We start from the raw sequence: 10,389 nt of genomic DNA, 5'->3' as shown, positions 1-10,389 counted from the left end.
GCGTCATTGCCCCTTGCTGAGCTGCGACGTCACGTCTTCGTCGGCGCCCGACAGCGCCTTCATCGACTTCGCGACGTTCTGCTGCATGCCGCGCAGCCCTTGCACGAGGTTGGCGAACCCTTCGGTCGCACCCTGCGCGCCGGGCACGTAGTCCTTGGCGAACTCCTTGCCGGAGTCGTCGTTCCCCCAGCACTCGCCCTGGGCGTCGAGCGCGCCCTGCAACGCCTTCAGCGCGTTCTCCAGCCCGTCCGCCGCGGTGACCAGGCCGTTCGACGCACGCAGTACCGCGTCCGGTTCGGCGGTGAAGCCGGTCCCACCCGGCATCAGTCGCCCCTCGTCATCCAGGACGACGGCAGCTCTTCGTCATCGTCACGCGGCGGGCGGACGCGCTTCGGCGTGGGCTTCGGAGGCGGGACCTGCTCGTTGCGCAGGATCGAACCGGTCTCTTCGAACGACTCGGGACGCGGCGCCGGCGGGGGCTCCTCGTCCAGGAACTCCGGGATCGGCGGCACCAGCCCGGCCAGCGACGGCGCGCCCTCGACCAGGTCGGCGAGGTCGGGCAGGCCCTCGGTGATCGGGGCCATCAGGTCGGCGATCTTCTGCTTGACCTGCAACGACCCCTGCCGCACGAGCGTCTGGACGGTGTTCGCGAGCTGTGCCGGAGTGGTGCGTTCGAACGTGTTCGGGGCGAACTCGAGCTTCGCGAGGCTGCCGCCGGCGTCGATGGTGGCGCGGACCAGCCCGTCGGGCGAACTCACCTGAGCGGTGGTTTCGGCGGCCGCCGCCTGGGCGTCGCGCAACTGCGCGGTCTGCCGCTCGAAGTTCTCCAGGAGGGTGTCCATCCGGTCCTTCATCGCGGCATTGCGTGCTTCGAGCTGTGCACGGTCGTCGCCCGCGGTGGTCACAGGTGCCCCCGGTGTCCCTCGAACCTACTAATGACTTGCTCGTCACCCTAATGCCAATGGAGCAGTGGCCGTGACCGGTTCGGGTGTTTGCGTCAGCGAATCGTGCGGCGGCGGGCCACCAGGTACCCCGCTCCGCCGACCAGGTAGCAGACCGTCGCGGCGATGAGCACGCCCGGCGCGCGGCCGTCGTCCGGGACGACAAGAGCGGCCAGCGAAACCGCCGCCACCTGCGTGATGTTGAAGAGCGTGTCGTAGAGCGCGAACACGCGGCCGCGGGCTTCGTCGGCGACGTCGAGCTGGATCGACGAATCGACGCACAGCTTGAGCACCTGCCCGGCACCGCTGATGATGAACGACGCGAGCAGCGCCAGCGGCAGCACTATCGGCAGGCCCAGTGCGGACTGCGCGATCGCCGCCAGCAGCAGCGCGCCCAGCACGGCACGCACCCGGCCGAAGACGCGGATGATCCGCGCGGTCAGCAGCCCGGCCAGCAACAGCCCCGCCCCGGCGAGCGCGGCCATCTGCCCGAGCCCGGGCAGGCCGGCGCGGAAGACTCCGTCGTCGGTGAAGTAGTTCCGCATCAGCAGCACGGTGACCAGCAACGACACCCCGAACGACGCCCGGTGCGCGAACAACGCGAGGAACCCGGCCGTGACACTCGGCGCGCGCCAGGCGTGGCGAGCGCCGTCGGCCAGCCCGCGCGCGACGGCCAGGAAGGCGTTCGGCGGCTCGTCGACCACCGACGGGCCGAGCACGCCGCGGGCGAAGCCGCGCGCGAGGAAGGCCGAGACCAAGGTGCCGAGGACGGCGAACGCCGTGGTTTCCGCGGATCCGACGTCGCCGGCACCGAAGAGCGCCCGCAGGCCGATCGCGCAGCCGCCACCGAGGACGGCGACCACCGAGCCGAGCGTCGTGGAGAAGGCGTTCGCCGTCACGACGCTCTCTTCCTCCACGACGTGCGGCAATGACGCCGAAAGCCCGGAGCCGATGAAGCGGGTGATCCCTTCCGCCGCCAGGGCCAGCGAAAACAGGCCGACGCCGCCGAGCCCGAAGCCGACGGCGGCGGACGCGCAGACGATCGCCAGCCCGCGCAGCAGGTTCGCGAAGATCAGGACCTTCCGGCGGTCCCAGCGGTCCAGCAGGGCGCCGGCGAACGGCCCGACGACGGAGTACGGCAGCAGCAGCGCGGCGAACCCGCCGGCGATGGCGAGCGGGTTGGCGCCGCGCTCGGGGTTGAACAGCACGGCCCCGGCGAGCCCGGCGCGGAAGACGCCGTCACCCCAGCTCGCGGCGAAGCGCGTGAAGAGCAGACGCCGGAAGTCGGGGTCCTTGAGCAGCTCCCGAGGCCCTCTTCGCTCTGTCGCCGCCTGGGCGCTGATCGTCACGAAGTCAGGGTAAGGCCCGGGAGTACGACTGACGTCAGGGAATCCTGAGGAGAAGGTGGCCGACGCACTAAGGTCGCCTCTCGGCGGCTATGCGCAGTGTGGCTCCAGCCGGACGGTATTCCACAAAGGCGGTTCTTCAGTGAGCCCGGGGGACACGGAGTGCGCCGACCACTGTTTCAAACGAGGCTGCTGGGGCGATTGTTCCCGAGCCGAAGTAATTCGCCGGGCCAGGGGTGGGATCATGGGTCGCGTGCCAGCGGACGCCGAGGTTGAACCGGGAACGCTCCTGGTCGCCGCCCCCACGATGGTCGACCCCAACTTCCGCCGGACCGTGGTGTTCGTCATCGACCACCGCGACGAAGGCACGCTCGGCGTGGTCCTGAACCGGCCGAGCGACGTCGCCGTGCACGACGTGCTGCCCAACTGGGGCGGGCACGTCGCCGAGCCGCAGGCCGTGTTCGTCGGGGGGCCGGTCGAGAAGAAGACGGCGTTGTGCCTGGCCGCGCTGCGCACCGGGGAGACGGCGGCGAGCGTGCCGGGCGTGATCGCGGTCCGCGGCCCGGTCGCGCTGGTCGACCTGGACACCGACCCCGAGGTGCTGGTGCCGAAGGTCCGCGGCGTGCGCGTCTTCGCCGGCTACGCGGGGTGGGACTCCGGGCAGCTCGCGGGCGAGATCGAGCGGGACGACTGGCTCATCGTGCCCGCGCTGCCGAGCGACATCCTGGCCTCGCCGAACGGCGACCTGTGGAGCCAGGTGCTGCGCCGCCAGGGCATCCCGATGGCGCTGCTGGCCACCCATCCGGGCGACCTCCAGCGGAATTAGGCCTCGTCCTTCTTGAAGACCCCGCAGCCGCCGGCGCCGCACGCGCAGCCGCTGCACCCGGCCGGTGCCGCCGGAGCCGGGGCCGGAACGGTCAGCGCGGCCCGGTTGCCGAGCACGCCACCGCCCATGACCAGCACCAGCATGGCGAGCACGCCGGCGAGCGCGGCGGAGACCAGGCCGCCGGTCGTCGGCATCGCGAGCCCGGCCAGCCCGGCGAGGACGGAGATCGCGCCCCCGGCCATGGTCGGCAGGCCGGCGACGCGGTTGGCCAGCTTGAACGCCTCTTCACTGCGCAACGCGGCTTCCGTGCGCACGCCGGTCCCGCCCTCGCGCGTCAAGCGCTCGCGGAAACCGAGGAACCCACCAAAACCGACGAGCACACCCAGCACGATCGGAACCAGCGCGATAGCGAACACGAGCTCAAGGATAAGCGTGACGTCCCGGCAACCTGCCGGATACCCTGATCGACTGTGCTACAGGCCATGTCACCGCGCGTACTGCCCACTGTGTTGGCCACTGCCCTGATCGGAGGAATCCTCGCCGCGGCGCCGGCGGATGCCACCGAGAGTCACCAGCGGCCGATCCGGCTGCTCGGCGAGCAGATCGTCCCGAACGCCCTGCAGTTCCAGGGCACGATGGTCGGCGGACTGTCCAGCGTCGACTACGACCCGCGGACCGGTGGCTACGCCCTGATCTGCGACGACCGGTCGGCGATCAACCCCGCCCGCTTCTACACCGCGACCTTCCCGGTGTCCGCGGACGGCGTCGGCCCGGTCACGTTCACCGGCACGAAGCCGTTCCTGCGGCCCGACGGGACGCCGTACCCGCCGCTCACGCAGAACGACCCGTCGAAACCGCAGAACGAGCAGACGATCGACCCGGAAGAGCTGCGCGTCGACCCGTGGACCGGCGACTACTACTGGTCGCAGGAGGGCGAGCGGACGGCGACGACGTTGATCGACCCGTCGATCCGGGAGGCGCGCCGCGACGGCCAGTACGTCCGTGACCTGCCGATTCCCGCGAACGAGAAGATGACGCCGACGGCGGGTCCGCGGCAGAACCTCGTGCTCGAAGGCATCACCTTCACCGGCTTCGGCTCGCTGCTGGCCAGCGAGGTCGAGGGTCCCCTCCTGCAGGACGGCCCGGAGGCGACCACGACCACCGGCGCGGTCTCGCGGATCACGCTCCAGTCGCGGTTCGGGCCGGTCCTGGCGCAGTACGCCTACCCCCAGGAGCCGCTGTTCGCCGCCCCGGTGCCGCCGACGGCGTTCGCCACCACCGGCGTGTCCTCGATGCTGGCCGTCGACCAGGCCGACCCGACGAAGTTCCTCATGATGGAACGCTCGTTCAGCACCGGCGTCGGCAACAAGGTCCGCGTCTACGAGATCGACACGAAGGGTGCGACGAACGTCCTGAACGTCACGTCCCTGGCCGACGCCAAGCACGTCAAGCCGGTGAAGAAGCGGTTCCTCTTCGACGCGGCCGACCTCGGCTTGTCCACTGTGGACAACCTGGAAGGCATGACGTGGGGACCGAAGCTGCCGAACGGCGAGCGCAGCTTGATCTTGGTCAGCGACAACAACTTCTCCGCGACCCAGGTCACCCAGTTCGTCGCACTGGCGGTCCCCTCCGAACGGCTTTGACCAGCAAGTTACGATGTGCACATGAACACGGCTCGGCTGCTCCTTAGCCTGCCGCGCTGACCGGGCCCGGCCCGGCCGGCGCGGCGACCCCTCATGCCCTGGTGGCTGAGGGGTCGAGTTGTTTCTGGAGTGGCTCGAAACCAAAGGATGACGGCGATGACTGAGGCGACAGGGACCGACGTCCCGGCGCACCGCTACACGGCGGCGCTGGCGGGGCAGATCGAGCAGCGCTGGCAGGACCACTGGGCCGACCAGGGCACCTTCCACGCGCCCAACCCCGTCGGGCCGCTCGCCGTCGAGGGACAGCCGGTACCCAGCGACAAGCTGTTCGTCCAGGACATGTTCCCGTACCCGTCGGGCTCCGGCCTGCACGTCGGGCACCCGCTGGGCTTCATCAGCACCGACGTCTTCGCCCGCTACCACCGGATGATCGGGCGCAACGTGCTGCACACGATGGGCTTCGACGCGTTCGGCCTGCCGGCCGAGCAGTACGCGGTCCAGACCGGGCAGCACCCGCGCAAGACGACCGAGGAGAACATCCGGACCTACCTGCGCCAGATCCGGCGCCTGGGCCTGGGCCACGACGAACGCCGGCGCATCTCCACGATCGACCCCGAGTACTACCGCTGGACCCAGTGGATCTTCCTGCAGATCTTCAACAGCTGGTACGACACCGAGGCGGGCAAGGCGCGTCCGATCGCCGAGCTGGAGGCCGCGTTCGCGGACGGCTCCCGGCCGACGCCGGACGGCCGTGACTGGGCGGCGCTGAGCGCCGCCGAGCGGAAGAAGGTGATCGACGACCACCGGCTGGTGTACATCTCCGAAGCGCCGGTCAACTGGTGCCCGGGCCTGGGCACGGTGCTGTCGAACGAAGAGGTCACCGCCGACGGCCGCAGCGAGCGCGGCAACTTCCCCGTCTTCCGCCGCAACCTGCGGCAGTGGATGATGCGGATCACCGCGTACGCCGATCGCCTGGTCGACGACCTGGACCTGCTGGACTGGCCGGAGAAGGTCAAGTCCATGCAGCGGAACTGGATCGGCCGCTCGCACGGCGCCCGCGTCACCTTCAAGTCCGGTGACGAGGCCATCGAGGTCTTCACGACCCGGCCGGACACGCTGTTCGGCGCCACCTACATGGTCCTGGCGCCGGAGCACCCGCTGGTCGACAAGCTGGTCACCGAGTCGTGGCCTTCGGAGGTGGACGAGCGCTGGACCGGGGGTGCGGCGACGCCCGCCGAGGCGATCAAGGAGTACCGCGTCGCCGCGTCGCGCAAGTCCGAGCTGGACCGGCAGGAGAACAAGGAGAAGACCGGCGTCTTCACCGGCGCGTACGCGACGAACCCGGTCAACGACAAGCAGATCCCGATCTTCGTCGCCGACTACGTGCTGATGGGCTACGGCACCGGCGCGATCATGGCCGTCCCCGGCCAGGACGTCCGCGACTGGGAGTTCGCCGAGAAGTTCGGCCTGGAGATCATCCGGACCGTGCAGCCGTCCGAAGGCTTCGACGGCAAGGCGTACACCGGTGACGGGCCGGCGATCAACTCGAGCTTCCTGGACGGCATGGACGTCACCGAGGCCAAGAAGACGATCATCGACTGGCTGTCCGAAAAGGGCGCCGGCACCGGGACCGTCCAGTACAAGCTGCGTGACTGGCTGTTCTCGCGCCAGCGCTACTGGGGCGAGCCGTTCCCGGTCGTCTACGACGAGGCCGGCGAAGTCCACGCCGTCCCCGAGTCGATGCTGCCGATCGAGCTGCCCGAGGTCGCCGACTACTCGCCGGTGACGTTCGACCCGGAGGACCGCGACTCGATGCCGTCGTCGCCGCTGGCGCGCGCGACCGACTGGGTCGAGGTCGAGCTGGACCTGGGCGACGGCCCGAAGAAGTACCGCCGCGACATCAACACGATGCCGAACTGGGCGGGTTCGTGCTGGTACCAGCTGCGCTACCTGGACCCGACGAACGCCGACACGTTCTGCGCGCCGGAGAACGAGCAGTACTGGATGGGCCCGCGGCCGGGCGAGTACGGCGCGGACGACACCGGCGGCGTCGACCTGTACGTCGGCGGCGTCGAGCACGCGGTGCTGCACCTGCTGTACTCGCGGTTCTGGCACAAGGTGCTGTTCGACCTGGGCCACGTGACGTCCAAGGAGCCGTACCGGAAGCTGTTCAACCAGGGCTACATCGAGGCGTACGCGTACACCGACTCGCGCGGCGTCTACGTCCCGGCCGAGCAGGTCGAGGAGCGCGACGGGAAGTACTTCTTCAACGGCGAAGAGGTCACCCAGGAGTACGGCAAGATGGGCAAGAGCCTGAAGAACGTCGTCACGCCGGACGAGATGGCCGAGAACTACGGCGCCGACACGTTCCGGTTCTACGAGATGGCGATGGGCCCGCTGGCCATGTCGCGCCCCTGGGCGACGAAGGACGTCGTCGGTGCGCACCGGTTCCTGCAGCGGCTGTGGCGCCTGGTCGTCGACGAGACGACCGGCGAGCTGCGAGTGTCCACTGAGGACGCTTCCGAAGCGGACCGCAAGGTGCTGCACAAGACCATCGCGGGCGTCCGCGAGGACTACGCCGAGATGCGGTTCAACACGGCCGGCGCGAAGCTGATCGAGCTGAACAACCACGTCACCAAGGTGTACGGCGGGGCCGCGTCGACGCCGCGTGAGCTGGCCGAGCCGCTGGTGCTGATGCTGGCGCCGCTGGCCCCGCACATGGCGGAGGAGCTGTGGCACCGGCTGGGCCACGCGGACTCGCTGGTGCAGGGCCCGTTCCCGGTGGTGGACGAGAAGTACCTGGTGGAGGACTCGGTCGAGTACCCGATCCAGGTCAACGGCAAGGTCCGCTCCCGGGTGACGGTCCCGGCTTCGGCGTCTCAGGAAGAGGTGCAAGCGGCGGCGCTGGCGGACGAGAAGGTCGCGGCGATGGTCGGCGACGGCTCGCCGCGCAAGGTGATCGTGGTGCCGGGGCGGCTGGTCAACATCGTCCTGTAGCGCGAGGGCCGAAAGCCGCCGGTGCTTTCCCGGTTCTCCCGATTTGATTGAGCAGTCAACGAAAACGGCTCGATCAAAGGAGAACCGGGGATGACCCTCGACGGCAAGGTGGCGCTGGTGACGGGCGGCAGCCGGGGCATCGGCGCGGCCACGGCACTGCGGCTCGCCGAGGACGGCGCGGACGTCGCGCTGACGTACCAGAACAACGCCGCGCGGGCGGCCGAGGTGGTCGACGAGATCAAGAACCTCGGCCGTCGCGCGCTGGCGATCCAGGCGGATTCGGCGGACGCGGCCGCGGTGTCGGCGGCCGTTTCGGCCACGGTCGCCGAGTTCGGCCGGCTCGACGTCCTGGTGAACAACGCGGGCGTCGGCTTCGTCGGCGCGTTCACCGAGACCGCGATCGAGGACGTCGACCGCGTGCTGGCGGTGAACGTCCGCGGCGTGTTCGCGGCGACCCAGGCCGCGGCCGGCGTCCTGGCCGACGGCGGCCGCGTGATCACGATCGGCAGCTGCGTCACCGACCGCGTGCCCGGCCCGGGCATGGCCCTGTACGCCACCAGCAAGGCGGCGATGGTCGGCCTGACCAAGGCGCTGGCGCGCGAGCTGGGGCCGCGTGGCATCACGGTCAACCTGGTCCACCCGGGCCCGACGGACACGGACATGAACCCGGCCGACGGCCCGTATGCGGCCGACCAGGCCGCGATGACGGCGTTCGACCGCTACGGCTCACCCACGGAGGTCGCTTCGGCGGTCTCCTACCTGGCTGCGCCGGCCAGCGCCTACATCACGGCGGCGACGCTGTCGGTCGACGGCGGCCACGCGGCCTAACCGGAGTAGAGCCCGATCTCCCGGGCGAGGTCGATGAGCATGGACTCGAACAAGACGTCCGGCTTCGACATCGGGATCGGGTAGTTGCCGAAGACCTCGAGCGTGACGTGCCCGTAGAGCCGGGCCCAGAACTGGATCATCAGGTACGTCACGCCGAGGTCGATCTTCTCGACCGGCACGTCCTGGTCGGACTCGACGAGCACCGCGACCAGCGATTCCTGGAACGTCTTCAGGTCGTCACGCAGCTCGCTGGGCACGCCGCTGGCCGAGGGCAGGACGATGTCGTGCCGCGCGAGCACCCGCCCGGCCGCGGCGAGGAAGATCCGCCCGAACGGCTCGTCGACCCGGCTCAGCGCGCTTCCCGCCGTCGAGCCGACTCCGCCGGTCGGGGACGCGAAAACGAGCGTGAATTCCTTCGTGTGGGTGAGGGCCCACCGCCGGAAGCCCTTGCAGATGGCGAACAGCTGCAGCACCCCGTCGTCGGGCAGTTCGGCGATTTCCTCGGCGAGCTCATCGGCCAGGTCGGCGCAGACGTCCAGCCGCAGGTTCTCGACGAGGTCGTCACGAGATTCGTAGTATCGGTAGAGCGCGGGCGCGGTGATCCCCAGCTCCCGCGCGATGGCGCGCAGCGTGACCGCCTCGGGCCCCTGCTCGACGAGCAGTTTCCGGGCGGTCCGCCGGATGTCCTGTTCGGTAGCCGCACGCGCGCGACCCCTCCGCGTGGGGTGGCTCATCCGAACAGTCTAGGTGCTTACTACGACAGTTCTTGCATTAACGCGGTCTCCCGCACCTGCCACCGGGTCAACGGCCGCAGCAGCCACATGGCCACCACGGACATGCCGAGCGCGCCGAAGAAGTGCACGGCCCACGCCCCGATCAGCGACGGGCCGCCCCACGACCCGGCGGCGCCGGCCTCGGTCCAGAAGAATCCGAAGGTCGCGATCCGGCCGACGAGGTACCAGATCAGCAACGCGAGCGGGAAGGCGGCGAGCGCGCCGAAGAAGGCGGGGCCGCCTCGCGGCTCGGCGTCCAGCAACCGCCGCGTCAGCCGCCGCCGCGCCGCCGGACCCGCCAGGTAGGCGGGCAGCGCGACGACCGCGAAGATCGTCCGCTTCCAGTCGGAGATGTTCATGGAACCGAACGCTAGGAGCGGCCGAACAGCCGGAACACCCGGTTGACCACCCGGCGGTGTGAGGAAAACCCGAGTTCGGCGATACCGGCCGGAATTGTCGGTGCCGTGTGCCACACTCGGTCGCCGTACGGTTACTGACGTGAACAGGGGAGGTTCGCGTGACGAACCCTGAGCAGCTCTTCTCGGGCTTCGAAGCCAGGATGGCCGAAGCTCAGCGGAAGGCTGACCGGATGCGGGCCGAGATGGCGACCGTCTCGGTGGCCGAGCGCAGCAAGGACGGACAGATCGGCGTCAAGGTCAACCACCTCGGCAACCTGGTCGGGCTGGAGATCGGCCAAGCGGCCCGTGACAAACCCGACCTCGCCGACCAGATCCTGCGCACCGTCCGGGTAGCGCAGAGCAGGCTCGCCGCCGCCGTCGAGTCCGGGGTGCCGTCGATCGCCGGCACCGACACGATGGCCGAGCTGGTCGGCCACCTGCACCGTGAATACCCGGAGCCGGAGCCCGAAGGCTTCGTCGAAGGAGGCTACGAAGCCCGGGTGGACGACGCGGCCCGCTTCATCGCCGAAGAGGAGCCGCCGAAACCGGCTGCTCCGCCGCGCCCGCCCCGCCCACCGGCCGAGGGCGGCACGGACGACGACTACTTCGGCGACGGCGGCTACCTGCGCTGAGCCGC

Annotated in this window: 11 protein-coding genes; 5 read left to right on the top strand and 6 right to left on the bottom strand. The window is 70.0% G+C overall.

Annotated elements, in window-relative coordinates; translation table 11 throughout:
- Positions 1-3: 3 nt before the first annotated feature.
- The 3 genes from AB0G28_RS06590 to AB0G28_RS06580 form a co-directional block, all read right to left on the bottom strand.
- The gene (locus tag AB0G28_RS06590) at positions 4-324 is read right to left on the bottom strand and encodes a WXG100 family type VII secretion target (protein ID WP_361083672.1); all 321 of its coding nucleotides are present in this window, start codon (positions 322-324) and stop codon (positions 4-6) included.
- The gene (locus AB0G28_RS06585; RefSeq protein WP_361084147.1) at positions 324-854 is read right to left on the bottom strand and encodes a YbaB/EbfC family nucleoid-associated protein; all 531 of its coding nucleotides are present in this window, start codon (positions 852-854) and stop codon (positions 324-326) included. Before AB0G28_RS06585 ends, AB0G28_RS06590 begins: the two co-directional genes overlap by 1 nt.
- A 143-nt stretch (positions 855-997) precedes the next feature.
- Positions 998-2,290, bottom strand: a complete 1,293-nt coding sequence (locus AB0G28_RS06580; RefSeq protein ID WP_361083669.1) for an MFS transporter — start codon at positions 2,288-2,290, stop codon at positions 998-1,000.
- A gap of 241 nt (positions 2,291-2,531) precedes the next feature.
- Here AB0G28_RS06580 and AB0G28_RS06575 point away from each other — a divergent pair, with 241 nt between their 5' ends.
- Positions 2,532-3,113: a YqgE/AlgH family protein gene (locus tag AB0G28_RS06575; protein WP_361083666.1), complete on the top strand. Its 582-nt coding sequence runs from the start codon at positions 2,532-2,534 to the stop codon at positions 3,111-3,113.
- On the opposite strand, the gene AB0G28_RS06570 is transcribed toward AB0G28_RS06575, so the two are convergent.
- A complete protein-coding gene (locus AB0G28_RS06570) occupies positions 3,110-3,529 on the bottom strand; it encodes an SdpI family protein (protein WP_361083663.1) in 420 nt (139 codons plus the stop codon). The genes AB0G28_RS06575 and AB0G28_RS06570 overlap by 4 nt on opposite strands.
- A gap of 66 nt (positions 3,530-3,595) precedes the next feature.
- Between AB0G28_RS06570 and AB0G28_RS06565 the strand changes: the two genes are divergently transcribed.
- From AB0G28_RS06565 to AB0G28_RS06555, 3 genes are all read left to right on the top strand, one after another.
- A complete protein-coding gene (locus tag AB0G28_RS06565) occupies positions 3,596-4,756 on the top strand; it encodes an esterase-like activity of phytase family protein (RefSeq protein WP_361083660.1) in 1,161 nt (386 codons plus the stop codon).
- Positions 4,757-4,912: 156 nt separating this feature from the next.
- Positions 4,913-7,753 (top strand): leucine--tRNA ligase, encoded by a 2,841-nt coding sequence (leuS, locus tag AB0G28_RS06560; RefSeq protein WP_361083657.1) that lies wholly within the window; start codon positions 4,913-4,915, stop codon positions 7,751-7,753.
- A 90-nt stretch (positions 7,754-7,843) separates the two neighbouring features.
- Positions 7,844-8,581 carry an SDR family oxidoreductase gene (locus AB0G28_RS06555; protein WP_361083654.1) on the top strand — a complete coding sequence of 246 codons (738 nt, stop codon included), beginning with the start codon at positions 7,844-7,846 and terminating at the stop codon, positions 8,579-8,581.
- On the opposite strand, the gene AB0G28_RS06550 is transcribed toward AB0G28_RS06555, so the two are convergent.
- Together AB0G28_RS06550 and AB0G28_RS06545 are read right to left on the bottom strand one after the other, a co-directional pair.
- Entirely contained in the window at positions 8,578-9,315 is a 738-nt protein-coding gene (locus AB0G28_RS06550) for a TetR/AcrR family transcriptional regulator (protein WP_361083651.1), read from the bottom strand. The genes AB0G28_RS06555 and AB0G28_RS06550 overlap by 4 nt on opposite strands.
- Positions 9,316-9,335: 20 nt before the next feature.
- Complete coding sequence (locus tag AB0G28_RS06545; RefSeq protein ID WP_361083648.1) at positions 9,336-9,713, bottom strand: hypothetical protein; 378 nt, start codon at positions 9,711-9,713, stop codon at positions 9,336-9,338.
- A 158-nt stretch (positions 9,714-9,871) separates the two neighbouring features.
- Here AB0G28_RS06545 and AB0G28_RS06540 point away from each other — a divergent pair, with 158 nt between their 5' ends.
- Positions 9,872-10,384, top strand: a complete 513-nt coding sequence (locus AB0G28_RS06540; RefSeq protein ID WP_361083645.1) for a YbaB/EbfC family nucleoid-associated protein — start codon at positions 9,872-9,874, stop codon at positions 10,382-10,384.
- The last annotated feature ends 5 nt before the right edge of the window (positions 10,385-10,389 follow it).

This window comes from Amycolatopsis sp. NPDC021455 (assembly GCF_040640995.1).
Classification (GTDB): Bacteria; Actinomycetota; Actinomycetes; order Mycobacteriales; family Pseudonocardiaceae; genus Amycolatopsis.
The sequence above is the reverse complement of the archived record's forward strand: the minus strand, read 5'-3'. Positions and strand labels throughout refer to the sequence as shown.